Source organism: Magnetovibrio sp., assembly GCF_036568125.1.
In the GTDB taxonomy this organism is placed as follows: domain Bacteria; phylum Pseudomonadota; class Alphaproteobacteria; order Rhodospirillales; family Magnetovibrionaceae; genus Magnetovibrio.
On the sequence record NZ_DATCTF010000007.1, the window covers coordinates 126394 to 150437 of the forward strand.

General features: G+C 58.6%; 24 protein-coding genes. 8 read left to right on the top strand and 16 right to left on the bottom strand.

The window, feature by feature from the left end; genetic code table 11:
• Positions 1-11: 11 nt before the first annotated feature.
• Positions 12-1082, bottom strand: coding sequence for a hypothetical protein (locus VIN96_RS03820; RefSeq protein WP_331894109.1), 1071 nt, complete (start codon positions 1080-1082; stop codon positions 12-14).
• A gap of 386 nt (positions 1083-1468) precedes the next feature.
• Between VIN96_RS03820 and VIN96_RS03825 the strand changes: the two genes are divergently transcribed.
• Positions 1469-2146, top strand: coding sequence for a hypothetical protein (locus tag VIN96_RS03825; protein ID WP_331894110.1), 678 nt, complete (start codon positions 1469-1471; stop codon positions 2144-2146).
• Positions 2147-2293: 147 nt separating this feature from the next.
• The gene (locus VIN96_RS03830) at positions 2294-2593 is read left to right on the top strand and encodes a hypothetical protein (protein WP_331894111.1); all 300 of its coding nucleotides are present in this window, start codon (positions 2294-2296) and stop codon (positions 2591-2593) included.
• A 75-nt stretch (positions 2594-2668) separates the two neighbouring features.
• On the opposite strand, the gene VIN96_RS03835 is transcribed toward VIN96_RS03830, so the two are convergent.
• The 4 genes from VIN96_RS03835 to VIN96_RS03850 form a co-directional block, all read right to left on the bottom strand.
• Entirely contained in the window at positions 2669-3673 is a 1005-nt protein-coding gene (locus tag VIN96_RS03835; RefSeq protein WP_331894112.1) for a class 1 fructose-bisphosphatase, read from the bottom strand.
• A 135-nt stretch (positions 3674-3808) separates the two neighbouring features.
• A complete protein-coding gene (locus tag VIN96_RS03840) occupies positions 3809-5332 on the bottom strand; it encodes a hypothetical protein (protein ID WP_331894113.1) in 1524 nt (507 codons plus the stop codon).
• 4 nt (positions 5333-5336) lie between these two features.
• Positions 5337-7265, bottom strand: a complete 1929-nt coding sequence (locus tag VIN96_RS03845) for an AAA family ATPase (RefSeq protein ID WP_331894114.1) — start codon at positions 7263-7265, stop codon at positions 5337-5339.
• Positions 7266-7403: 138 nt separating this feature from the next.
• Positions 7404-7913, bottom strand: a complete 510-nt coding sequence (locus VIN96_RS03850; RefSeq protein WP_414675588.1) for a YbjQ family protein — start codon at positions 7911-7913, stop codon at positions 7404-7406.
• Positions 7914-8031: 118 nt separating this feature from the next.
• Between VIN96_RS03850 and VIN96_RS03855 the strand changes: the two genes are divergently transcribed.
• Together VIN96_RS03855 and VIN96_RS03860 are read left to right on the top strand one after the other, a co-directional pair.
• Positions 8032-9111 carry an HD domain-containing phosphohydrolase gene (locus tag VIN96_RS03855; RefSeq protein ID WP_331894115.1) on the top strand — a complete coding sequence of 360 codons (1080 nt, stop codon included), beginning with the start codon at positions 8032-8034 and terminating at the stop codon, positions 9109-9111.
• A 44-nt stretch (positions 9112-9155) separates the two neighbouring features.
• Positions 9156-10361, top strand: a complete 1206-nt coding sequence (locus tag VIN96_RS03860) for an MFS transporter (RefSeq protein ID WP_331894116.1) — start codon at positions 9156-9158, stop codon at positions 10359-10361.
• 21 nt (positions 10362-10382) lie between these two features.
• Here VIN96_RS03860 and VIN96_RS03865 read toward each other — a convergent pair whose 3' ends face one another.
• The 3 genes from VIN96_RS03865 to VIN96_RS03875 form a co-directional block, all read right to left on the bottom strand.
• On the bottom strand, positions 10383-10781 hold the full coding sequence (locus VIN96_RS03865) for a hypothetical protein (protein ID WP_331894117.1): 399 nt from the start codon (positions 10779-10781) through the stop codon (positions 10383-10385).
• Positions 10782-10842: 61 nt separating this feature from the next.
• On the bottom strand, positions 10843-11271 hold the full coding sequence (locus tag VIN96_RS03870; protein ID WP_331894118.1) for a CoA-binding protein: 429 nt from the start codon (positions 11269-11271) through the stop codon (positions 10843-10845).
• Positions 11268-12071: an enoyl-CoA hydratase gene (locus VIN96_RS03875; RefSeq protein ID WP_331894119.1), complete on the bottom strand. Its 804-nt coding sequence runs from the start codon at positions 12069-12071 to the stop codon at positions 11268-11270. The genes VIN96_RS03870 and VIN96_RS03875 overlap by 4 nt, the downstream gene beginning before the upstream one ends.
• A 330-nt stretch (positions 12072-12401) precedes the next feature.
• Here VIN96_RS03875 and rplM point away from each other — a divergent pair, with 330 nt between their 5' ends.
• Together rplM and rpsI are read left to right on the top strand one after the other, a co-directional pair.
• The gene (gene rplM, locus VIN96_RS03880; protein ID WP_331894120.1) at positions 12402-12866 is read left to right on the top strand and encodes a 50S ribosomal protein L13; all 465 of its coding nucleotides are present in this window, start codon (positions 12402-12404) and stop codon (positions 12864-12866) included.
• 2 nt (positions 12867-12868) lie between these two features.
• Entirely contained in the window at positions 12869-13357 is a 489-nt protein-coding gene (rpsI, locus tag VIN96_RS03885; protein ID WP_331894121.1) for a 30S ribosomal protein S9, read from the top strand.
• Positions 13358-13410: 53 nt separating this feature from the next.
• Here rpsI and VIN96_RS03890 read toward each other — a convergent pair whose 3' ends face one another.
• From VIN96_RS03890 to VIN96_RS03915, 6 genes are all read right to left on the bottom strand, one after another.
• On the bottom strand, positions 13411-14496 hold the full coding sequence (locus tag VIN96_RS03890; RefSeq protein WP_331894122.1) for a GNAT family N-acetyltransferase: 1086 nt from the start codon (positions 14494-14496) through the stop codon (positions 13411-13413).
• A 48-nt stretch (positions 14497-14544) separates the two neighbouring features.
• The gene (locus VIN96_RS03895) at positions 14545-15213 is read right to left on the bottom strand and encodes a glutathione S-transferase family protein (RefSeq protein WP_331894123.1); all 669 of its coding nucleotides are present in this window, start codon (positions 15211-15213) and stop codon (positions 14545-14547) included.
• A 16-nt stretch (positions 15214-15229) separates the two neighbouring features.
• Complete coding sequence (locus tag VIN96_RS03900; RefSeq protein WP_331894124.1) at positions 15230-15679, bottom strand: hypothetical protein; 450 nt, start codon at positions 15677-15679, stop codon at positions 15230-15232.
• A gap of 119 nt (positions 15680-15798) precedes the next feature.
• On the bottom strand, positions 15799-16296 hold the full coding sequence (locus VIN96_RS03905; RefSeq protein WP_331894125.1) for a GNAT family N-acetyltransferase: 498 nt from the start codon (positions 16294-16296) through the stop codon (positions 15799-15801).
• 59 nt (positions 16297-16355) lie between these two features.
• Positions 16356-19337 (bottom strand): ATP-binding protein, encoded by a 2982-nt coding sequence (locus tag VIN96_RS03910; RefSeq protein WP_331894126.1) that lies wholly within the window; start codon positions 19335-19337, stop codon positions 16356-16358.
• 20 nt (positions 19338-19357) lie between these two features.
• A complete protein-coding gene (locus VIN96_RS03915; protein WP_331894127.1) occupies positions 19358-20236 on the bottom strand; it encodes a substrate-binding domain-containing protein in 879 nt (292 codons plus the stop codon).
• A 493-nt stretch (positions 20237-20729) separates the two neighbouring features.
• On the opposite strand from VIN96_RS03915, the gene argC reads away from it, so the two are divergent.
• Positions 20730-21677, top strand: a complete 948-nt coding sequence (gene argC, locus VIN96_RS03920; protein ID WP_331894128.1) for an N-acetyl-gamma-glutamyl-phosphate reductase — start codon at positions 20730-20732, stop codon at positions 21675-21677.
• Positions 21677-22564, top strand: a complete 888-nt coding sequence (locus VIN96_RS03925) for a class I SAM-dependent methyltransferase (RefSeq protein WP_331894129.1) — start codon at positions 21677-21679, stop codon at positions 22562-22564. The genes argC and VIN96_RS03925 overlap by 1 nt, the downstream gene beginning before the upstream one ends.
• A 15-nt stretch (positions 22565-22579) precedes the next feature.
• Here VIN96_RS03925 and VIN96_RS03930 read toward each other — a convergent pair whose 3' ends face one another.
• Complete coding sequence (locus VIN96_RS03930; protein WP_331894130.1) at positions 22580-23620, bottom strand: permease; 1041 nt, start codon at positions 23618-23620, stop codon at positions 22580-22582.
• A 69-nt stretch (positions 23621-23689) separates the two neighbouring features.
• Positions 23690-23992, bottom strand: a complete 303-nt coding sequence (locus VIN96_RS03935) for a metalloregulator ArsR/SmtB family transcription factor (protein ID WP_331894131.1) — start codon at positions 23990-23992, stop codon at positions 23690-23692.
• Between the last annotated feature and the right edge of the window lie 52 nt (positions 23993-24044).

Below are 24044 nucleotides of genomic sequence, written 5' to 3' on the forward strand. Positions count from 1 at the left end.
ATTTGTCCTTCTTATTTGTAGTTTCCCGGCGTGCAATCCCGCTTGGACCCGGATTCTTTTTGCAAGCGAACGCAGGCGTCTTCAAGCAACTGGTCCCAGAACTGCCAGTCCGTACTGTCGACTTTTCCCTTATCGTATGTGGCTTGGATATAAGTACGGGCGTCATCCAAATAAGCCTTCCCAAAACGGTCCAGCAAGGCGAGCTTCTTCATCGCGGTTTTGGTTTGTGTGTACAGCTCTTTCACACCGCTCAGCGTCGGCGTCTGCACCAGGGTGCGAACCCGGCTTGCAAACAGGGACAGTCCCTTTGCGGTTGGGGTGCTGGTCTCTTTCAGCACTTCCGTCACAAGGCTGACGCGCCGGACCTGATGGACCCAATCGTATGCTTCTCTGACATTGCTCATTTTCTCGGATATTTCGGTGAGGGGAATAAGCTCCCCGCTTTTCGGATCATTATTGGTTTTGAAATGCATGCTGGCGCGGCGTAACTCGTATTCGGCGTCGCCGATGGCGGCCAGGGTATCTGCTGCGCTTTGCGCGACACCTCCTGATCTGGCAAAATTCAAATTCACCACATCACCGATTTCTCCGGTGTGATTGAAGGCCCCATAGCGCGAAAGCAAGGTCACGATGATGTGCCCGCGCAGTAGCCTGAGTTCCTTATGTTCATCGCTGATGGTGAGAGTGCCTTCATATTGACTACGAGTGGGAAGGGCGTCTGCTCCGGCGTTTGTCGGTGCTTCCTGCTTCTGCGGGCCTAGGTAGCAGTTGAGCATCACATCTAAGCCCTCACCGGCTTTTTTCGCGATGACTTTAAAGTCGTCGGAGCCGGAATTGCCATCCCCGTCCAAGTCTCCAGCAAGCTCAACGCATTTATTCAGCTCTGCTGTTTCCTGTAAAAAATTCGTATTTCCTCTTACGATCGAGCATCCACCGAGAAAGACAATCGCCACAGATGCGACAGCAATACCCCGCACACCGTTGTGTAGGGGAGGTAGCTTTGCCAGCGTGCAGGAAAGGGTATCTCTCGGTTTTGTGGTTGACGATTTATCCTGATTATTTTTCTGCCCTGTATGCTTCAACTTCCCCCTCCCTTCATGCTTTTGGCTCATCCTATGAGTGCGACAAGAACGGCCCTATATGTTGGGTACTTTATAGCAGTTTTAATCATGAAATTCTACCTATGCGGTATAAATAGATTTTTCTAACTAACCAAAAGTGTGTTGAATGGTGTTGCCATGCAGTTTGATGACCGGAGTCATCTCGCCGCTAAGGGGGCAGGGCGTGGCTTTGTTTCTCTTAATGGTGTTATTATGTTCTTGATTGCAACTCAATGACCGCATATCTTGAGTTGGTGTCGGGGAGAGCACAGCATGGTCATGCCTTAGGCCTGGGCCATTCGCTCTCCTGTTTCTTTTGGGGCATCTCCGTGCTGTTCGTTCAACTCGATACATGCGGAGATTGTGCTATGCCAATCAATGGATTTTTTGCCCCCGGTGACGAAGTGGTCAACGGCAACGCCAACGGCTGGGCCGATCTGTCCGGCCTCACCTATGGCAATGGGGGCAATTCATACGACTTCGGTTACGTCATCAACAACTACGGAACCTGGGGACAGCTGATCTGCGTTGACGACACGCAGTTGGCGGGCGCCGACATGGCCAACCCCTCGGGCCTCAACGGCAACATGCCGATCAATCCGTCGCCTGACGGATCGAATTGGGTGCAAGGCCATCTGGTCAATGGCGAATGCGGTGGGTCCGGCGCCATCGATTCAAACCTCACCCCCATCTCGCACAACGTCAACATGTGGCACCGGGGACCGGAAAGCGTGTTGCAACGGTTGGTACGACGCGGGGCCGCTGCCGGCATGATGGCGCGGCAGTTCAACCCCAACAACATCGCCAACTCCTATCTGATCTATCGCACCCACGCCTTGCCGCCGCCCAACGGCGCTTTCGTCAACGTTCCGGCCGGGATTGCGGTTAGCCTGGGTGTGGTCATAAACAATGTTTTGCAAACCAACGCCCAGGTTACCAATCACTTCGCCAATGCGGTCGGGGTGAATAGATGGTTCGCCGATGCGTACTATGCGGGCACCGTCGCGGGGCAAAACCTCAGAAACGGTGTGTTGGGTTTGATCTAGGACGGATGTCGAGACCGTTGGGAAGGGGGCGTCAGCCTTCTTCCCAACGATCCGGCGCGGAGGGGACGTTATGTATCTTGTTTGGGTGCAAGAGACTCGTCATAATTATGATCTATTCCATAAAGGTTCTCTGGGGAGCAGAATCCGGTGGACGCCGCAACCGCCAAAATGATGAAGATATTCGAAGCCGTACTCCGTGATGTGGGCGGTTCGCGGTTGGAACTCGACCAAGTGGTGAAAGCCTATCAGCAAGCTTTTCCATCGGAAGCGATGCGCCCGGACATGAGGGTGCGCCTGCACGACGCGATTGTCGAATTGAGCCGCCAGGGCGTGATCAGCATCGATGAAGAGACCTATGATGAGGCCGAATCCCGGGCCCTGCCCGAAGTGATCGAAATGTCGGCCAGCGCCAATTTCATCAGAACTTCGTCCGATCAATTGAACTAGATCGTTTGCTCACACCAAAAAACGCCGCCCCCGGTATCGGGAGCGGCGTTTTACCGTTTGGGGTAAACGGCGGTCTTATTCTTCGTGGTAGGAAACCACGCGTTGGACTTCGTTCTTGGAGCCCAAGATCACCGGCACGCGTTGGTGCAGGCCGGTGGGTTGGATCTCCATGATGCGCTCGCGCCCGGTGGTGCACATGCCGCCGGCCTGTTCGACGATGAAGCCCATCGGGTTGGCTTCGTACATCAAGCGCAACTTGCCGCCCTTGGAACGCATGCGTTCGTCCATAGGGTACATGAAGATGCCGCCGCGCACCAAGATGCGGTGCACTTCGGCAACCATCGAGGCGATCCAGCGCATGTTGAAGTTTTCGCCGCGCGGGCCTTCTTCGCCAGCCAGGCATTCGTCGACGTAGCGTTTGACCGGGGCTTCCCAAAAGCGCGAGTTGGACGCGTTGATGGCGAATTCGCGGGTGTCTTCTGGGATGGTCATGTTCGGGTGGGTGAGCAGGAATTCACCGATGTTTTGATCCAAGGTGAAACCGTTGACGCCTTCGCCGGTGGTCAGCACCAGCATTGAGGATGGACCGTACAGCGCATAACCGGCGCACACTTGGGTGGTGCCGGGTTGCAGGAAGTCCTTCACTTCCGGGTGCTCAATGCCGTCGGGGCATTTGAGGATCGAGAAGATGGTGCCCACCGAGACGTTGACGTCGATGTTGCTGGAGCCATCAAGCGGATCGAACAGCAGCAGATATTTGCCGCGCGGCGCGCCTTCGGGAATGGGATAGGGGTCGTCCATTTCTTCCGAAGCCATGCCGGCCAAGTGGCCGCCCAGCTCGTTGAAGCGCAAGAAGATGTCGTTGGACAAGATGTCCAGTTTCTTTTGCGTTTCGCCCTGAACGTTTTCCGAACCGGCGCTGCCCAGCGCGCCCACCAGCGCACCGTGGTTGACTTGGTCGGAAATCACCTTGCACGCGGTGACAACGTCGTTGAGCAACAGCGTCAGATTGCCGTGGCCGTGCTTTTCGCGCATGGCGTTGATGATGAAATGGGTAACTGTGGTGCGGTTGGTCGGCATGGTGCCTCGCCTGTTGACTATATTGGGGGGTAGGTTTGGGGGTGGTGTAACCCGGCATGAGGCGTACGGGAACACCCGCGCGGGGCGGTAGGCCTACCCGTTGGGGTATAAAACGCAATACATGAGTACTACTGATCAGCGGTTGAGGCTGTCGAGTTCGCGCTTGGCGGCGTCGTATTGACGAAACTGCACCGCCCCTGTGGCCAGGGTCTTTTCGAAATAATTGCGCGCGCGGGGCTTGTCGCCGTTCAGCAAGGCGCTGATGCCGAGGAAGAAATACCCCGTACAGCGCCGTTCGATCAGATGGGCTTGATCTCCCCCCTCAATAGCGGCGAGTACGCGGCCTTCTTCGATTTGGCCGAGGAAGTGGTTCACCAACGGCCCCGGCCATGCGGCGAGGTTTTCGTTGATGGCGTCTTCGCGCAAACGCGCCAAAGCGGGCTGATCGGCGCGCGAGCGGCTGAGGTAGAGCCACAGGTGACTGTATTGGCGCAGACTGTCGTCTTTGGCGACGCCTTGGGTGCGCACGAAATCGGTCACCGCCGCGCGCACACTGCCGACGTAGAGGTTGAGATAGCCTCGGCTGAACAGCGCGAAGGCGTAGTCCGGTTTGGCCGCGATGGCGCGCGCATAGTCGCCGATGGCCGACAGTTCGTTGCCGGACTTTTCGTTGGCCCACCCACGTGCGAACCACGCGTCGGCGAAATTGGGTTCGATTTCGACGGCGCGATTGAGATCGCGCAGCGCTTGATTATAGAGCCCCATGTCGATGGAACTCCACGCTCTATCGACGTGATCTTTCGCGCTTTCATGGGACTTTTTAACCGCTTTGGGCGCACTTCTGGGCGTCACGATCACGGTCGGGCGTTGCGATTTGACTGCCGGGGGCGGCGCGGGGGTGTCGACGCTCGCTAGCGGTGGTGCGGGGGCTGGATCCGGCGTCGGCACGTGGATCGTGACCGGGTTTGGCTCCGGTTTCACTTCCGGCGCAGCGGCGACCTTCGCTGCGGGTTGCGGCTCGGGTGCAGGCTCAGGTGCGGGCGCGGCCGGTGGTTCAGGTTTGAGTACGACAATGGTTTCCGGGGCTTCCGGGGCTTCCGGCTCTGGTGTGACGACTTCAGGCTCGGGTTCGGCGATGGGCAGTGGCTGTGCCGGCGGTTCCGGTTGGGCCACCAACTCAGGCACATCAGGCACAGGGGCCGGTTCTGGTTCCGGTTCCAAAATGGGTTCCGGTTCTGCGTCTGCCATCGATTGCGGCTCCGGTTCCGGCATCGGTTGCGGCTCCGGCTCTGCTTCCGCCGCGACCAATGGGGCGGGCTTCGGTGCGAGCGGTTCAGGGACAACAGGCTTTGTCGCAGCGGTCTCTGTAGTAAAGGACTCTGGGGTGGCCGGTTTTTGCGCGGCTGGCGTTGGTGCAGGTTTTTGCGCGGCTGGCGTTGGTGCAGGCGTGTCGGCCTGATGCAGTAGTTCTGGGCGCAGCAGCAAAACCCCCGCCAGCGCGATCGCGGCGAGGCCGAAGATGATCGCCAATATCCACGGCAAACGGCTTTTGCCCTCAGGCGCGCTTGCAGGGGTGTGCGGGGTGGTGTCCAGGCTTGGAACTTCACCGCGCTTGCGCTCTGCGTCGGATTTTTTCAGGGCTTCAAGAATGTAAGACATCGACTTACCGGTCCCCGCTAACGACGGGTGAGGGGCCCTTGTTGACGATCGGTGTGACGAAGGTTTCCACCGCGACGCCGGTGATGCGCATCACGGTTTGCTCATCCGCAATGCCGTTGGGTTCGAGACTGTGGTCTTGTTGAAAACGGCGGACCTGTTCGCGCAGCGAAGGGCCGAAAAACACGCTGCCTTGCCCTTCGATGTCGTTGGGGCCATCGGGGTATCCGGCCTTGGCGAGCAGTCGGCGCAGTTCCACCACGTCTTGACCCTGCTGGCCGAACGCAACCGGGCGCTGGATGATGTCGTGGGGTTTCCACATTACCAGATAATCGCCGGGCCAGCGCAGGCCAAAGGCTTGGGTGCGCATGGTAACAGCGCGCTCGCCGAAATCGACGGTTACGCTTTCGCCGACCAAATCCGTTTCAATGGTGGAAATCACACCGTACAGAAGTTCGCCATCGGGCATGGAAAAGGACACCACCACGGGCCGGTTCATCGATTTGAGGCCCGTCACGTCGGTTGCGCCTTGCTGGCAGTTCAGCCCGGCTTGTTTCGCTTTGTCGCAGGGCGTCAATCCGTCCAGGGCGAGGAAATCCTGGTTCCACAGCTGAAATAATTGAAAGAACGCCCGGTCCGGGGTGCCGGATTGGATCAGGTCCCCGATCAAGGTGCCTTGGGCTTGCGAGATGTCGATTTTCTCCTCGGCCTCGAACAACGGTGCGCCACCGTCGGCCATGCCTGCGACACTTTGTTCACCGGCGTCGTCCAAGCCCGGCGGCGGTGGGGTGCCATCGGGCATGATCGCTTCGGGCATGGTGTCGGGAGATATGATCGGTGCCGCCGGTTGGGGTTCTGCTTCAGTGCTGGCCACAGGTTCGGGTTCTGGCTCGGCAACGGGCTTGGGTTCGTTTTGTGGTGTGGCGGGCGTCGGTGATGGCGCATTCTCAGCGCGTTGCGGCGGCAATATGGGGGCGAGAATCCGCGCGATGGTGTCGTGTATGCCCCAGTGATAAGGGTCGAACGCGCCCAGCAGCAGCACGCCCGTCAGCACCAAGGTCATGGCCATCGATCCCCACACGCTTGTGGCGCTGGCTTGCCCGCCATTGACCACCCCGGTGCCGAGGACTTCGGCGGCGGCGCGTTTGGCGAGTTTGGCTTCGATGGTCTTCTTGCCTTCGACATAAGCCGCCAGCAACGCCCGGTCGCAAATCGAATTGATCAGGCGCGGTATGCCGCGCGCGGATTTATGTACAGTTTTGACGGCGCCGTTGGTGAAAATGCGCGTGTCCAGTCCGGCGACTTTGAGGCGGTGTTCGATATAGCCCCGTGTTTCCACCAATCCCAAAGGTTCTAGATGATAGCGCGCGGTGATGCGTTGCGCGGTTTGACGCATTTCGGGTAGCGCCAGGGTGTGGTTGAGTTCCGGTTGGCCGACCAAGATGATTTGCAAAAGCTTCTTGTGCGCGGTTTCCAAATTGGTCAGCAGGCGGATCAGTTCCAGAACGTCGGGGCGAAGGTTTTGCGCTTCGTCGATCATCAACACCGGGTTGCGGCCGCTTGCGTGGGCGCGCAACAGGTAGTGGTTCATGAAGTCGAAGAAATCCTTCAAGCTCTTGGTGCCGATCGGGTAGGGGATGCGCATCTCGTCGCAGATGGCGGCCATCAGCTCGGTCTCGCTGAGCTTGGGGTTCAAGATCAACGCCAGATCGGTGTTGTCGGGCAGCTGTTCCATCAGGGCGCGGCAGATGGTGGTCTTGCCGGTACCGACTTCGCCGGTCAACAGCACGAACCCACCGCTTTCGCTGACGCCATAGAGCAGGTGGGCCAAGGCCTCCTGATGGCGCTGGCTCATGTACAGGTAGCTGGGATTGGGAATGATGGAAAACGGGTTTTCCGAAATTCCGAAATAGTCCTGGTACATGGACTGGGTCATAGGGCGACGCGGTTCCGTAGTCGGGTTGGCTGGTGTTTCAGGGGCAACGCGCGCGCATGTTAACATGGCGACGCCCCATTTCGAAAGCGATGAGCGTCACAGCTTTGTGGAAAAACAAGCGCTTGCCCGCAAACGGTCTCAGACGGGCTGAATTTTGACCGCGGTGCCGCTGGCGACCACCATCAGCATGGATTTGCCGTCGCCGGAAATCTCGGAATAATCCAAATCGACGCCGATCACCGCATCGGCCCCCGCGATCAACGCTTCACGGCGCAGTTCGGTGAGGCAGGTTTTGCGCGCGTCGCGCAGCACCTTTTGCGAGGCGCTGGAACGCCCGCCGACGATGTCGCGGATAGACGCGAACATGTCGCGAAACATGTTCATGCCGAACACGCATTCCGCCGTGATGATTTCCAGGCGTTGCGTCACCTTGTATTCCGGCATGGCGAATTCTGTGGTGAGGATGAGGTTTTGGGCGATATCGTCGATGACCGCAGTCGGCAACTCGTCATATTGTTTGTTGGCGATAAGCTCTTCGATTTCTTTTTCGTTTTTGCCGAACAGACCGAACATACTCATTTTCTCCTCATGGGGGCGATCAGGGCCGTGATCGGGTTGCATTATAGGCAAAAGCACCCAATGTTGCATATGGTATGCTTAAGGTACTTTTGGTGACGGTGTTTTGCGTGAGCCCTCGTAGCAGTTGACAAATACAGCCATTATTCCCGACATTCATATTATCTTTAGTGAGTGAGCAAGTTTCCAAATGCCCGACGTACAAGAGAATATCCTCAAAGCCCGGATCTTGGTTGTCGATGACAACCTCACCAACGTGGTTCTGTTGCAGAAGCTCTTGGAAGCCGAAGGCTATGAGCATGTCGAGGGGGTAACCGATTCCCGCGTCGTCGTCGGTATGTATGAACAAGCCCCTTACGATCTCGTTTTGCTCGATATTCGCATGCCGCATATGGACGGCTACGATGTTATGGAAGGCTTGAAGGGGATCGCCAATGGCGACATCCCTCCGATCATGGTGCTGACGGCGCAGACCGATATGGACACCAAGCTCAAGGCGCTGGCTGCGGGGGCTCAGGACTTTCTGCACAAGCCGTTCGATCGGGTCGAGGCGCTGACCCGAATTCACAACATGATCGAGGTGCGGTTGCTGCATAAGCAAATCCGCAAACAAAACGAAATTCTCGAGCAAAAGGTTCAAGAACGCACCCAAGAGCTGGAAGACACCCGTCTTGAAGTGGTGCATCGTCTGGGCCGTGCGGCGGAATACAAGGACAACGAAACCGGCATGCACGTCGTGCGCATGAGCAAGATCGCGCACGTGCTGGCCGTGGCCATGGGGATGTCGGAAGCAGACGCCAAGTTGCTGCTGCACGCCAGCCCCATGCACGATATTGGCAAAATCGGTATTCCCGACGGGGTCTTGCTTAAAGCCGGAAAACTCGATCCGGAAGAGTGGGAGATCATGAAGTCGCATTGCCAAATCGGTGCCGAAATTCTGGGCGAGCACCAATCGCCGCTGATGCAGATGGCGCGGATGGTGGCGTGGACCCATCACGAAAAATGGGACGGATCTGGTTATCCCAAAGGCTTGAAGGGCGAGGAAATTCCCTTGGTGGGGCGAATCACCGCCGTGGCCGATGTGTTCGATGCCTTGACGTCGGAACGCCCTTATAAAAAAGGCTGGTCCATAGAAGACGCGACCCAATATATCCAAGATCAGGCAGGCCAACATTTTGACCCCGCCGTGGTCGAGAAATTTGTCGAGCACTTGGATGAAATTACTACCATCCGAACCACGTTGCGCGATACTTTCGAGGCCGAAAGCTGAGCGTAAAATCCGCGCACAGTCGACAAATTTGGAGCCTCCCCGCCATGTCCACACACGTCCCCAATGTCTCTTCGCGCCTGTCGCTTGGCTTTTCGTGCGTTGGCCATACGTATTCCCATCTGTTCGCACCGACTTTTTTCGTCGTCGCGTTGCTGTTGGAAGCCGAGTTCAACCTTACGCACGGTGAAGTGGTGAGCTTGATCGTCGCGGGCAACGTGCTGTTCGGCGTGGGCGCGCCGGTGGCGGGATGGATCGCCGACAGATGGTCGGCCAGCGGCATGATCGCGGTGTATTTCTTCGGCGTCGGCGCGGGCATGGTGTTGACCGGCTTGGCGCAAAGCCCGTTTCAATTGATGATGTTTTTGACCCTGACGGGGATCTTCGGATCCATCTATCACCCGGTGGGCTTTGCGTGGCTGGTGTCGCAGGTCGAAAAACGTGGCGCGGCGCTGGGCCTCAACGGCGTGTTCGGCACCGTTGGTCCGTCTGTGGCGGCGCTGTCCGCGGGTGTGCTGACCGATGCCATCAACTGGCGCGCGGCGTTCATCGTGCCCGGCGCGCTGGTGTTTCTGACCGGGGTGGCGTTTTTGGCTTTGCGCCAACGCGGCGTCATTCATGACGCCAGCATCGAACGGGTGGCGGAACACACCGCCAGCAAGCGCGATGTGATGCGCACCATCTTGGTGTTGGCGGTGACCATGCTGTGCACGGGATTGATCTATCAAACCACCTCGGCGGCGCTGCCCAAGGTGTTTTCCGAACGCTTGGCCGATTTCGCCGGCGAGGGCGTGTTCGGCATCGGCGCGATGGTGGCGATGGTTTATGTGGTGGCCGGTGCGGTGCAGTTGATCGCCGGGCGCATGTGCGACACCCATTCGCTCAAGCTAATTTACATGCTGGCGTTCGTGTCGCAGGTGCCGTTCCTGTTCCTCGCCGCGCAATTCGGCGGTGGCGGATTGATGTTCGCGGCTTTGGTTCTGGTGTCGGCCAACCAAGCGGCGCTGCCGGTGGAAAACACCTTGATCGCGCGGTATGCGCCCAAGGATTGGCGGGCCTTGGCGTTCGGCCTCAAATTCATCCTGGCGTTCGGCGTCAGCAGCTTGGGCGTGTTGCTCGAAGGCAAGGTTTATGACCTGACCGGCGGGTTCTATTGGCTGTTCATCGTGCTGGCGTGCATCGCCACGGTGGGCTTGGTTGTGGGCTGGTTGCTGCCGTCCGAACGCAAGGTCCAGGCGCAGCCCGCCGAATGATTCCATTTTAATATTAAAGATCTAGCGACGCGACGCTTCCAGGGCGTCGCGCGCGGTGCGATACGCGGTGTCGTAGACGTTGAGCAGCACCACGCAGGCGTCCTGCAGCATCATGCCTTGGCCTTGCATGGTGCGCAGGTTTTCGCCGGTGAGGCGTCGATACTCCCGGTGCAGCCGGTCGACGTTGTCGCGCACGTAGGTGGCCAGGGTCGCGCGCTCCGACGGGGCGAGGTGCGGCTTGGCGGCTGCGATCGCTTCGTTCACGCCGAACCGCCGGCCTTGCAACGGGCCGCAAGGCGATTTGGAATATTCGATCAGCATGATTTCCGCCCCGACCAGCGCGCCCGCAAACTGCATCGGCGTGGTCAGGGTTTTTGGGCCTGCGTCCTGGGCATGGGCAGGGCCAACCAAAGCCGCCAAAACGGCAGCCGTGGAGAAGGCACCTTTATGAGCCCGATTAAATGCCCGATTAAATGCCCGATTAAATGCCAAGACGTTCCATTTCTTTTTTCGGGCAGCGGTTTTGAATCACCACCAGCCCGGCGGCCTCGGCCTCGGCCTTGGCTGCGTCGTTGGTGACGCCGATTTGCATCCACACCACCGAGGTGCGTTTTTCGTCCGCCAGCCGGATCGCTTCGCGCACCACGTCGCCCGCCGCGTCGGAGGCGCGGAAAATGTCGACCATGTCGTAGGCGGGCGCGTCTTCCAACGAGGCATAGACGGTTTCGCCGAGAATTTCCCCGTCGGCCTGGCCGGGATTGATGGGGATGACGGTGAAGCCGCGCTTTTGCAAAAATTTCATGACTTGATAAGAGGGGCGCTCGGGCTTGTTGGACGCCCCCACCAGGGCAACGATTTTAACGGTTTCCAGGATCCCGGTGATCAGGTCGTCCATGTCTACTTTGCTCATGCTTCGCGGTCTTTCCATTGAGGAGCGGGTTGTTTGTCGATGAACGCGCGCACACCGTCGCGCGCGTCCGGGTGTTGCATATTGGCGGCCATGGTCTCGGCGGCGATGGCATAGGCTTCGTCCAAGGGCCGGTCGATCTGGCTGAGAAACAGCCGCTTGCCGAATTCTATCGCGGACGGCGATTTGGAGGCAATTTCCAACGCCAGGTTTTCCACCTCGGCGTCGAGAATTTCAGCCCCCACGGCGCGATTGAGCAGGCCCAGGCGCGCGGCTTCCTCAGCCGTGATGAATTTTCCGGTATAGAGCATCTCCGCCGCCGCCTTGCGGCCGATGGCGCGGCTTAAGGGCACCGACGGCGTGGCGCAGAACAGGCCCAGGTTGATGCCCGATGTGGCAAAGCGGGAGCGGTCGCTGGCGATGGCCAAATCGCACTGCGCCACCAACTGACAGCCCGCCGCGGTGGCGATGCCGTCGACGTGTGCGATCACCGGCTGGGGCAGGCGATGGATCTTCAACATCATCTCGGCGCAGGCGTTGAACAGCACTTCGCACGGGCCTTGTTCGGGCTTGCTCATCATTTCCTTGAGATCGTGTCCCGCCGAAAAGGCTTTGCCCGCTCCGGAAATCACCACCACGCGTACCGATACATCGTCGGCAATGGCGTCCAGCGCTACGCCCAACGCCGCGATCATTGCCTCAGATAGGGCGTTGAGTTTGTTGGGGCGGTTCAGCGTCAGCCACGCGATCTGGTCGCGGTCTTCGCGCAGCACCAGCGCGTCTTCGTCGGCGGGGGAGGTCATGTCTATTCGTCCAAATGCAGGTCCAGTTGTTGGGGCGCGAAACCACGATATTGGTCTCACATTCCAAGGCCACATGTTGTGCTTTTGCGCCCCGACTGTCTAGAGGGGGCGTCGGGGGTGGCGATGTTTCTCGTCGAAAAGGCAGAATAACGTGGTATTTGAATACCGTAAAAATAAGTCATTGAAATTAAACGGTAAAAAATGATGGCGTCCGAATAAAACGTTTGACAGCCGTGTGAAGGTATCCTAAAACCCGCGTTCCTCACGGAATTTGGCGTTTGGTGCCGGTTTCGTGACACATGTTTTAACATCCGTGAGACGGAGCTGAATATGAAAACCTATTCCGCTAAACCGGCCGACGTCGAAAAGAAATGGTTCGTCATCGATGCCGAGGACGTTGTCCTCGGCCGTATGGCCAGCCAGATCGCTTTGCGTCTGCGTGGTAAGCACAAGCCGATGTTCACCCCGAACATCGATTGCGGCGACAACATCATCGTCATCAACGCCGAAAAGGTGAAGCTCACCGGTCGCAAGCGCACCGACGAGAAGTTCTACTGGCACACCGGCCACCCCGGCGGCATCAAAGAACGCACCTTGGGTCAGATCCTCGACGGTAAGTACCCCGAGCGCGTGATCATCAAAGCGGTCGAACGCATGATTTCCCGTTCGCCCATGGGCCGTCAGCAGATGAAGAAGCTGCACGTCTATGCCGGCGCGGACCACCCTCATGGCGCCCAGAACCCGGAAGTTCTGGATATGGAAGCCCTGAACTCGAAGAATAAGAGGAGCGCGTAACCATGGCTGATCTCGGAGATCTCAAGGATCTGGTCGAAGGCGGCGAAGTCGCCACCACCGCTGGTGCAGCCGCTCCGGTTGCCGCTGAACCGAAAATCGATGCCCAGGGCCGTTCCTACGCCACCGGCAAGCGTAAAAACGCCATTGCCCGCGTGTGGATCAAGCCGGGTTCCGGCAAGATCACGGTCAACGGCCGCGAAGTTCAGGTTTACTTCGCCCGCCCGGTGCTGCGCATGCTGATCAACCAGCCGTTCGCAACGGTCGAACGCGAAGGCCAGTACGACGTGGTCTGCACGGTCACCGGCGGCGGTCTGTCCGGTCAAGCCGGCGCGGTGCGTCACGGCATTTCCAAGGCGCTGACCTACTACGAGCCGGCCCTGCGCGGTTCGCTCAAAGCCGGCGGCTTCCTGACCCGCGACTCGCGTGTCGTTGAACGTAAGAAGTACGGCCGCGCAAAAGCCCGCCGCAGCTTCCAGTTCTCGAAGCGCTAAGAGCTTTACGCCCTTACAACGAAAGGCCGCTTCTTCGGAAGCGGCCTTTTTTGTTATGCGGAGGGAGCGAGGTCGTAGCGAACCTCTTGGCTGCCTTCGCCCCAGTCGTCGTCGCCGTATTCCTCGGTGAGGATGAAACCGGCCCGTTCATAGAGGGTGCGGGCCGCGTCCAGGCCCTTGAAGGTGGTTAGGAACACCTTGTGTTGGCCGCGTTGCCGACAGGTTCCCAGGGCCTGCGCCAACATGGCTTGGCCGAGGCCTTGACCCTGGGCGCAGCTCGCCAGAACGAAAAAGCGGATACGCGCGACGTCGCTCGGATAGCCCGAGGCTTCGACGATTAAAGTACCGACAATGTCGCCATGGCGGTTTTCGGCGCGGATCAATTGGTCGCGTTCGGGATCGTATTTGTCGAGCAACAAACCGAAATCCCGTGTCACCAAAGTTTCGAAGTTGCGGCCGAAATTCCACACGGCGCTGTAATAGTTCATGTGCAACGTGACCAGCGCCCCGGCGAGGCCGGTGCGGTAGCCTTCATGAATGGTGAAGGCTTGCGCAGTCGGCGCGTCGATTGGCGGGCTGTCTTGATGCACCAAGGCGCAAATGCGCTCAGCATAATCCGCGTTCAAGCGTTCGGGTGCGCTGAGCAAGGCGTGCCAAATCAACGCCACCACCAGTTCCGCGGCAGCGGCGGCGGTTTCGCGGCGGGTTTCACCGGTTAATGCCAAATAATTGGTGAGGGCTTCTTGGCGGGGGACGACAAACCGGTTCTTGAATGTATCGTGTGCGTCGGCGTCCACCCGGCTCAATGCGATCAGCGCGGCCAACAGCTCACCTGCAGGGCCATTTTCATAGGTCTGAAAAAGGGCGAGCAAGACCGATTTCAATGGGCGTTGACTATCGAGGTCTTGCAGCGGCGGAGCGTAAGCGTCATAGACCTCGATCAACAAATCCAGGCGGGTTGGCCACCAGCGGTATATGGTCTGTTTGCCGACCCCGGCTTCACGTGCGACGGCTTCAATGGTGAGCACCTGCGCACCGCCGGTTTCCGCCAAGCGCATCGCGGCCGCCAAAATGGCGCGATGGCTTTTCTGCGATCTCGGCGCGCCGCGCGTGGCGGTGGGGGAAGGGGAGCGATCCATTCCAAAATTATATACGAGACGGTCCGTATTGCAAATATGATTTGACGTTCAAGCTGCCAGCGACAGTGTCACGCCGCGTTCCTTGAAAAATGCTTTCCACAGCTCCGCGAACTCCGGCTTGACCGAACCCTTGACGGTATCGAGGGGCAACAGGCGTTCCATCCACGCGGGGAAGGCGCTGTCCGCGGCGACGCGGCCCAGCAGTTCGTCGCGCACGCTGGGCAGCAGCGACAGGCGCATCAAAAAGGGCGCCACGGCGGCATCGACCAGGCTGAAGGCGTCGCCGCTGAAATAGGGGCCTGCGACTTTTGCGGCCAAGGGCAGGGCGGTGGCGAACAGCTTTTCCTTGCGCTCCTTGAACTCGTCTTCGTTTTGCGCCGTCATCATCGCGTATTGGCCCATCAACAGCTGGTCGGAATAGTTGATCCAGGCGCGTTGTTGGGCGCGCTGCCACGGGTCGGTGGACAGCAGCGGCGGCGGCGTGGTTTCGTCGAGGTATTCGTTGATGATCGCGGATTCAAACAGCACCTCGTCACCGACGAACAGGGCCGGGACCTTGCCGGTCGGCACCTTGTCCAAATACCACTGCGGCTTGTTGGCGATGTCGATGTATTCGATATCGAAGTCGACGCCTTTGTGGCGCAACACGATCACCGCGCGCTGCACGAACGGGCATAAGACGAAGCTGATCAGTTTCAGTTTGGGGCTGTTGGGCATTGGGGGCTCCTGTTTCTTAAGCGGACGGCGCCGATGACGCATGGGGGGAGGGACGCATGGCGCGCAGCAGCAAGAACGCAAACGTCACCCACACGAAACTGCGCAGCGTCATGGCGTAGACGGTGCGCATCTCGAACGCGCCGCCCATGGCGATGTGCACGCCCAAGGCGGCGAACACCAAAACGCTCAACGCGGCCAGCGCCATGGCCATCTTGGACGACCAGGCTTTCCACATGAAGATACCGATGGCGGTGACGATGTAGACAAAGCCCGCGAGAAAATTGAACCACAGCACGAACGGGACATAATCGCCCGCCGCTGCGCGGTCCGCACCGTCGATGAACAACACGCTGCCGCCCGATTTGATCGTGGCGAGGCCAAACAGCAAGGCCACGACGCTGACTGCCACGCGCCAACGTGGGCGCGTGCTTGACGTGGATCCGGGTGTGTTTTGTGCACGGGTCATGTCGCCTCCGATTTTTCTGTCTTTGGATCATGTGTCGGATGGGACGTTTGGGGCAAATGCTTTTTTGACGGGTCTTCGGTAACGGCATTCAGCACGCGCACGCAAAGCCGAGGGCACGATCACGCCTTGTGCATGAACATCACCGGCAGGTTGATGCCGCCGGAAACGGTCATCACGCCGGGTTTGATTTCTCGATAACCGAGGCGTTTGTAGAACCCCGTGGCGTTGATGTTGGCGCGCACGAAGTAGTCTTCCGTGCCGTGGCTGCGCGCGGAAATTTCGTTGGCGATGACCATGCGCCGACCGAGGCCTTGCCCGGACAATTCGGGGTGGACGAATACTTTGCGGATGCGGGCCGTGTCAGGGGCACCATCCATACGCAGCCATCCGGCGGTTGCGCAGAGGTCTCCGCGTTCGTCGCGCGCGCACAACACGTTGCTGCGCGCCACGTCGGCGGCGTAGTCGTCTGTGTTCATGAAACGGATATGGGCGAAGATCTGTTCGGCCGAATGCGAACCGGCTGCCAGGGCTTTGAAGGACATGGCATGAAGCGCCCGCAGTTCCGGCAAGTCCTTTTCCGTATAAGGTCTGATGTCGATGGCGTTGAGGTTTTGCATGCGTTCAGTCTAAGCGTTCGATGTGACCGAAAAATGAAATCAATCCGTGCATTGGGGCGTCAGCCGTCCAATTCGCTGTCCGTGGTGGCGGTGCTGTACCCGGTCTTGGACGACTGGCCGAGACGCATGTCCGCCAAGGGGAAGGTGATGGAAATTGCCGTGCCTTTTCCTTTCGCGGATTTGATGGTGAGCGAACCGCCACCGTGTTCGGCGAACGACTTGGCCAGATATAGCCCCAATCCGGTGCCTTCGTAGCGGCGTTCCAAACGGGTGTCGATCTGCTCGAACGGTTTGAGCGCACGGGTCATTTCGCGGTGGCTCATGCCGATGCCGGTGTCGGTGATGGTGACGCGAACATGTTCGAGTTCCAGGGCGGTGTCGACGGTGATCGATCCACCTTCGGGGGTGAACTTGACCGCATTGGACAGGATGTTGAGCAGCGTTTGCAGGCTTTTGCGCGGATCGGCTTTGACCAATGGTAAATTGTCGTCGAAGTTCATGTGCAGGCGCACACCCGCGCTCTGGGCTTGGCCGGTGGTGAAACGATAGGCTTTTTCCAGCAGATCGCTGAGCGCGACGTCCTGCAATGAAACTGTGAATTTACCGGCTTCGATCTTGGAGACGTCGAGCACATCGTTGATCACGCCGAGCAAGTGATGGCCGCTGTCGTGAATGTCCTTGAGATAGGATTGATACTGATCGTTGCCCACGGGGCCGAGCACTTGATTGTTCATCAAGTCCGAAAATCCGATGATGGCGTTCAAGGGGGTGCGCAGCTCGTGTGACATATTGGCGAGGAACGCGCTTTTGGCGCGGCTGGCCAGCTCGGCGTGCTCTTTGGCGATGCGCAGTTCGTTTTCGACTTTCTTGCGCTCGGTGATGTCGTGAATGGCCCCGGTGAGACGCATCACCCGCCCGCTGTCGTCGCTGATCACCTGACCGAACTCTTCGATGGTGCGGATGCTGCCGTTGGGATGCATGATCCGATATTCCATGGAATAGTCCTGCATGTCCCTGGCCGATTGGCGAATGGTGCGTTCCACATGGGGCAGGTCGTCTGGGTGGACGATGTCGAAAAAGCTTTCCATGGTGGGCAGGACCGAGCCGGGTTCCAGACCGAGAATGCGAAAGCACTCGTTCGACCAATCCGTTTGCCCGGTGACCAGGTCGTTGCTCCAACTGCCCAGATGGGCGATGCGTTGCGCGGCTTTGAGCGTGCGTTCCGATTTCTGTACTTCACGGGTGCGTTCTTCAACGCGCTGCTCGAGCGCTTCGTTGGCGTTCTTCAGCGCCATTTCGGCAACCTTGAGGCTGGTGATGTCCATGCCGAAGCCATTGACGTATTCGCCGTCCGGGGCCGGGCTAAAGGCGATGGTGTAGATGCTTTCGCCGATCACCACGTCAATGTTGAGGTTTTCTTTATCTTGGATGGCGCGCGCAACGATATTTTGAATGCGCGTGGGTACCATGTCGCCTTCTCTGACCTGCCAATCGCGCAACAGTTCGCGGCTGGCGGGGTTGGCGTGGAGCAGCCTGCCGGTGTGCGAAATGCGCATCACCGGACTTGGGTTTTGCTGCGGGTAAAGGGCCAAGGCGCGGATTTCGCGTTCATGCTGGCGTTTTTGGGTGACGTCGGCGACGAGCAAAATATCGTCGCCGATGCTGGGTGCGCGGATGATTTCAAAGGTCCGCTCGTTGTTGAATACGTCAGTGGTAACCAAGTCCGCGCCAGGCTTGGCCTCGACAAACGTTTGCCCCCCGCCACAATCGTCGAGGAAGTGTTGCATCTCCGCCGTCAAGGCGACGGGCGCGCCATCTTGGATTTTCAGAACGCCCACGCCCAATGCGTCTGTGACGTTCAGCAACACGTTCAACCGGTCAATTTCGGATTCAGCTTGGGCGCGTTGACGCACGGCTTCCATCTTTTGACGGCTTTCTTCCTCCAAGGCGGTGCGCGAAGAGAGAATTTCTTCGGTCAGGTGGTTGAACTGCATTTCCATGTTGAGCAGTTCATCGCCCTTGTTCAATTCAGTCGGCGCGGAACTGCCGTAAAGGCGTTCCGAAAACAGCGCGACCTTGGCGGTGAGGTGCCCGATCCGGCGCATCAGGTACATCAACGTCATCATCAGCAAGCCGATCAGTATGGCGGCCAACAACGTGCGTTGCTCGCGGTCTTGGGTCAGCACCGGCTGCATCGTTGCTTCGAAGCGCGAGCGGGGGATGAGGCTGAGGAAGTTGGCGCTGATTTCCGCCGAACCGTAGTCGAAAAACGAGTTGCCGGTGACGATAAACCGCTCGTTCAGCACGTCCACCGGCACGCCGAGCGGTATCAGCGTTTCGTTGGAACTGGCGATCACCTTTTCCGGCATGCCCGCGGCCAGAACGACGACGCTGTCGGTCGCCAAAAACGTCTTTTGGCTGTTGACCAGAAAATGCGAATCAATCCTGGTGATCGCCATGACATAACCGGTCAGGCTGTTCACGGTATTGCGAACCTCAGCAGAGGAAATCAAATAGGGCACGTCTTTGTAATCGGTCATCAGCGTTTGACGCAGGCTTTTTTCGATCAGCAACGCACTGGGTTCGGTGTAGATGTCCGGCAATGTGGTGCGAAAAGGGCTGAACAGTTTGCGCACCCGGCCATGCGGGTCCAGCAACATGAGAAAATCGGGGATGTGCTGATTGCGCATCAAGGCGCGATCGGGCAGCCATGATGCGGCGTTGTCGCGCGGGAACTCGATCGCGGCATGAGGATCGTCCCAATCTTCGGAATTCGCGTTTAGCGACGCCACGGTTCGTTGGGTTTTCGCCAGTCCGGCGATCAGATTCGTCGTTTGATATTGCTGTCGGATGGCGTCGTTGAAGCGCATCCGGTCGCGTTGGGCTTGATCGTTGAGACGTTCGGTGAACGCGGCTTCGTATATTTTCGTCAGCGCTTCGGTCTGGATTTTGTCCAGCGCATACCAAACCGCTACGGCCATGGCGAACGCCGCCAGCAGAATGCGGAAGGTCAGTGTGGTGCGCAGAAGACTACGGATCACGTTTCACCCTTACAAATCAATCAGTTCGGCTCACCTAACAATTCTGTGTCTTGAAATTTCCATCCATAACGCCGCAAATCCGACGCCGGTATAATAGCGAATTCCGGTTTAATCTGACCAGCGTGGTCGACAAGGTATGCGGCGAGCTCGTTTCCAAGTTCATTGTTGGCGGGACCGTCCGCCCAAGAGGTGATGTTGAAGACACGATACAGCGGATACGCGCCGCGCGCCACGGCATCGTTATCGTGGGGGGACATGCCGTTGACGCGCAAGGTTTTGACCACGCTTTGGTTTTCCTTGGCCAACCGGTCGATGTGCCACAACGTTTCGTAGCCGATCGCACCGGGTGTAATGGAAACCTGTTGAAGCATGTCCTTGATCGCGGATACCTCGGTCAGGTCCCAACCGAATTGCTGTTCGGTGTCCAAAATCAGGCGCCAGTGCCCTGGGCGCACCTTGCAATGAAGGCGCGCGAGGGCGCGCACCGGTTGACGCGTGTCGGCCTTAAACCCGCTCATGGGCAATTCGCTCCAATCGCGAATGTCATTGCCGAACAGCTTGCGGGCATCATCCACGTCGATGTTTTCTGTCGGGTTGGAACTGTGGGTGATGAGCGCCAAGGCACCTATGCCGATGGTGTGATATTTGAGCCCAGGCAGGCGGTCCGAGGCACCTGGCGGACAGCAGAATCCACCGATATCGGCGGCTTTGTCGGCAAGTAGGCCTGCGGAAATTCCACAGGTACCATTTTGAACGGCGACTTTTATACCGCGATCCTTGGCGAACGCTTCGATCAGCGGACCAAGGGATGGGTAGAGTTGCTGATCCAACGCCACCGCCAGGTCGACCGGTTGGGGGGTGGTGTGGCTGATGCCCTTGCGTTCCCAATCATCGCCCATGGGAACGACGCGGTCAGGAGGCGAGAAAGCGCGCCCACCCAAGAGGCGCTCGTTTGCAGAGACCGTGACAGTCAGAAGAAGAAGAGTGGTAAAGGCGACGATCAGCGCAAACGCCGCATGGAAAACATATTCTTTAATGGCAACGGGATACGGTTTTGCGTCTGCTCGTGATGGCGTTGTCTTTAAGTGCTTATCCATGCAGTTCGGCTCCCTCTTGTTCAATGTGTTTGTTTGCGTTGGACTGGGGTGTTATCGCGTTGGAATTCACGCGGCCTCACATGTTTGTGCGTTGGGGCAATCATTTATATTGGTGTGATAAAATCATGTCGCAATGAAGAACTCATAACATTGTGTGAATTCAGATCCCTTGATGAGGATCAAAGGCGTTTTGGCTGTCTAAAATGATCAAGGCATTGCGAAAGTGCCCGAGGTCCGTTAAGCAGGTCGAGTTATCGACGCATGGGGCGTCGAAACCGCAAAACGGGATACTGCGATGAGCGCACGCATCTTTATCGACGGAGAAGTAGGCACCACCGGCCTGCAAATCCGCGCCCGGCTTGAAAACCGGAACGACATTGAAATCGTCAGCCTTTCGGAAGCCAACCGTAAGGATGCCGGTGCGCGCCGTGATATGCTCAACAGCGTCGATCTCGCCATCTTGTGCCTGCCCGACGATGCCGCTCGCGAAGCCGTTGCGATGATTGAAAACCCCGACGTCAAGGTTATCGACGCCAGTACCGCGCATCGGGTTGCGGACGGTTGGGCCTATGGTTTTCCCGAACTCGACGGCGATCAAAGTGCTGTCATCGCGGCGTCCAAGCGGGTCAGCAACCCGGGCTGCTACGCGGTGGCGTCGATTTCGATCTTGAATCCGTTGGTTCGCGCCGGGCTGTTGCCGACGGACCATGGCGTGTGCATCAATGCCATTTCCGGCTATAGCGGCGGTGGCAAGCAACTGATCGCCAATTTCGAAGACCCAACCTCGGACGGTTACACCGAAGCGCCGTTCTTCGTTTACGGTTTGGGCTTGCAGCACAAGCACGTGCCGGAAATTCAGGCGCATGGCGGGTTGAGCAAGCGGCCGTTGTTCGTGCCCAGCGTCGGGCGCTTCGCCCAGGGGATGCTGGTGCAGGTGCCGCTGCAACTGCGTGACTTGCCGTCCGCACCGTCGGTCGAAGACGTTTACGGGGTTTTGGCCGCACATTACGCCGGACGCTCTTTCGTCAAGGTCGCGGAACTCGCCGACTGCGCCGGGATCAGCCAGTTGCAGCCCACCGACGCCAACGGCACCAACGATCTGCGCTTGTTCGTGTTCGCCAACGCCGAAGCGGGCCAAGCTGTGGTGATGGCGCAGCTCGACAATCTCGGCAAGGGCGCGTCGGGTTCGTGCGTGCAAAACCTCAACATCATGTTCGGGTTCGACGAGACGGCGGGGCTTTGATGAACGCTGAAACGTTCGAAGTTCAGTCCAAAAATCTCGGCGCCGTTCAGGTTTTGCATCGTGATTGCCCGCTGTGTGGGCGCAACAACGACGACCAGCCGGAAAACGAATACAGCTTCGACGTTTGGACCATCCGCGAATGCGCCGGGTGCGGCTTCGTCTATATCGACAAGGGCCCCGATTACGCCAAGCTGTTCAAGGAACTGAGCTGGGAAACCACCACCAAGATCGAAGAACAGCGCCGCGCCGAATTGCGTCCGGTGACCTACAAGGCCAGCAAGTTGACCCGCATGCGCATGCGCCTGTTGCCGCGTAAGCAGATGCCGTTGCTGGTCGAGATCTGGGCGCAGCCGGGAAACGTCGTCGATCTGGGTTGTGGCGATGGCGCGCAGATGGACAAGATGTCGCCCGCCTTCACGCCGTTCGGTATCGAGATTTCCACCGAACTGGCCAAAGCCGCCGACATGCGCTTCAGCGTCAGCAACGGCGCGTGCGTCAACGCGCCGACACTCGACGGGCTGAAGTCGTTCGCGGACGGCTTTTTTAGCGCGGCGACCCTGCGTTCCTATCTGGAACACGAAATGCACCCCTTGGCGGTGCTTAAGGAAACCCATCGGGTGCTGGCGCCCGGTGGGGTGGCGATCGTCAAGGTGCCGAACTACGGTTCGTGGAACCGCATGGTGATGGGCGCCAAGTGGTGCGGGTTCCGTTACCCCGATCACCTCAACTACTTCACCCCCAAAACCTTGCGCCGGATGGGCGAAAAGGCCGGGTTCACGGCCCATTACGGCCTGACCTACACGTTGCCGACCTCCGACAACATGTATGTGGTGTTCAAAAAAGACGGCGGACGGGCTTCGCGCTACAGCAGCTGCCGGGGCGGCTAAGCCCGCCCGATGGTTCTATATGACCGTCCACGCCTGATAGATCAGGCCAACCGCCACCGAACCGCTCAACGCCAGCACCAAGTACAGCGCGAACACCGGCCAACGCACCAAGGCGAACACCGCGATGGCGGCGGGCAGGGACGTCACCCCGCCGGCTATCAAGAACGCCATGCCCGCGCCCTGCGCCATGCCTTGTTCGAACAGCCCGCCGATCAGCGGAATGGCGGCGTAACCGTTCAAATAGGTCGGCACGCCGATCAACGCCGCGGTGAGGATCGAAACGAAGTCACCGCCACCCGCGATCTCGGCGATGGCATTGGCGGGGGCGTAGGCGACCATCAGGCTTTCGGCCAGATAGGCCAGCGACAGCCACTTCAACAAGAACAGAAAGCTTTTCAGGCCTTCGCGGGCGAACTTGGCGGTGCGCTCAGATTCACGCCAAAACGCCCACCGCACAGCCTTGGGGTTGCGCACCTTCGCCCCCGCACAAGAGCCATTGCCAACGCCCAGGCGCAAGGGCGCTTGCATAAATGAGGCACCGGAAAGGGCCAGCACCGCAACGCCGCCGAACAACCCCATCGCGATGGCGGCGATGGTTTTGGCGATGGCGAAATCCAGTCCGATTTCACCGGATGTCAGAACGAACATGGATGGATCCATGAGCGGCGAGGCGAGCCAAAAGGCCATCACCGGAGCCAACGGCACGCCCATGGACAGCAGAGCCGCGATCAGCGGAATGACCCCGCACGAACAAAACGGCGACAGTGCCCCCATCAAGGCGGCGAACGGAAGCATCAAGGCGATGTGCCCGGAAAAGGCCTTGGCGATCAGGTTGTCTGCGCCGCTGGCCCCGGCATAAGCCGCCGCACCGACGGCCAACGCCAGGTACGGCAAAATATCCACGACTTGATCGACAATGAACGAAACGCTGGGCGCGAATTGTTGCGGCTGTCCGATCGCCAAGGCGAGCAGTGCCAGGGCCAAGGCCGTCCAAGCCGGATCGATTTTCCGTCTGAGCCGGATTGAAGCCGATTGTAAGGACGTTTGCGTGGTCATTTTACTAAATCCCTAGATAATTAGTTATAAATGCCGAAAAAAAAGCCGATGGCTGTTTTGACGAGCGGGTTAACAAAACCCTTTGCAACACTGGTCCGTCAGATACGCGACAAGGGCATCCATGGTGTCGAAATTGGCTGAACAGATCACTTCGCGGCCTTTTTTGGTCTGCAGTACCAGTCCGGCATGGACAAGGGTTTGAATGTGGTGGGCCAGGGTCGATGGTGCGGTGCCCAGGTGCTCTTGAATTTGGCCGATGTTCAGCCCATCGCGTCCCGCACGAACCAGTAGTCGAAACACCAACAGGCGGGTTTCGTTGCCCAGAGCACCGAGAATGTCGGCGGCGATCGTTTCGTTGGGAATAGCGTTCATGAAAATAAAACTAATATTTTAGTTATAATTCGTCAAGAGCAACATTGAGATT

Coding starts and splice junctions, on each gene's coding strand:
- VIN96_RS03825 (WP_331894110.1), top strand. CDS start 1,469: ATGCCAATCAATGGATTTTTTGCCCCCGGTGACGAAGTGGTCAACGGC.
- VIN96_RS03835 (WP_331894112.1), bottom strand. CDS start 3,673: ATGCCGACCAACCGCACCACAGTTACCCATTTCATCATCAACGCCATG.
- VIN96_RS03840 (WP_331894113.1), bottom strand. CDS start 5,332: ATGTCTTACATTCTTGAAGCCCTGAAAAAATCCGACGCAGAGCGCAAG.
- VIN96_RS03845 (WP_331894114.1), bottom strand. CDS start 7,265: ATGACCCAGTCCATGTACCAGGACTATTTCGGAATTTCGGAAAACCCG.
- VIN96_RS03850 (WP_414675588.1), bottom strand. CDS start 7,913: ATGCAACATTGGGTGCTTTTGCCTATAATGCAACCCGATCACGGCCCT.
- VIN96_RS03855 (WP_331894115.1), top strand. CDS start 8,032: ATGCCCGACGTACAAGAGAATATCCTCAAAGCCCGGATCTTGGTTGTC.
- VIN96_RS03860 (WP_331894116.1), top strand. CDS start 9,156: ATGTCCACACACGTCCCCAATGTCTCTTCGCGCCTGTCGCTTGGCTTT.
- VIN96_RS03870 (WP_331894118.1), bottom strand. CDS start 11,271: ATGAGCAAAGTAGACATGGACGACCTGATCACCGGGATCCTGGAAACC.
- VIN96_RS03875 (WP_331894119.1), bottom strand. CDS start 12,071: ATGACCTCCCCCGCCGACGAAGACGCGCTGGTGCTGCGCGAAGACCGC.
- rplM (WP_331894120.1), top strand. CDS start 12,402: ATGAAAACCTATTCCGCTAAACCGGCCGACGTCGAAAAGAAATGGTTC.
- rpsI (WP_331894121.1), top strand. CDS start 12,869: ATGGCTGATCTCGGAGATCTCAAGGATCTGGTCGAAGGCGGCGAAGTC.
- VIN96_RS03890 (WP_331894122.1), bottom strand. CDS start 14,496: ATGGATCGCTCCCCTTCCCCCACCGCCACGCGCGGCGCGCCGAGATCG.
- VIN96_RS03895 (WP_331894123.1), bottom strand. CDS start 15,213: ATGCCCAACAGCCCCAAACTGAAACTGATCAGCTTCGTCTTATGCCCG.
- VIN96_RS03900 (WP_331894124.1), bottom strand. CDS start 15,679: ATGACCCGTGCACAAAACACACCCGGATCCACGTCAAGCACGCGCCCA.
- VIN96_RS03905 (WP_331894125.1), bottom strand. CDS start 16,296: ATGCAAAACCTCAACGCCATCGACATCAGACCTTATACGGAAAAGGAC.
- VIN96_RS03915 (WP_331894127.1), bottom strand. CDS start 20,236: ATGGGCGATGATTGGGAACGCAAGGGCATCAGCCACACCACCCCCCAA.
- argC (WP_331894128.1), top strand. CDS start 20,730: ATGAGCGCACGCATCTTTATCGACGGAGAAGTAGGCACCACCGGCCTG.
- VIN96_RS03925 (WP_331894129.1), top strand. CDS start 21,677: ATGAACGCTGAAACGTTCGAAGTTCAGTCCAAAAATCTCGGCGCCGTT.
- VIN96_RS03930 (WP_331894130.1), bottom strand. CDS start 23,620: ATGACCACGCAAACGTCCTTACAATCGGCTTCAATCCGGCTCAGACGG.
- VIN96_RS03935 (WP_331894131.1), bottom strand. CDS start 23,992: ATGAACGCTATTCCCAACGAAACGATCGCCGCCGACATTCTCGGTGCT.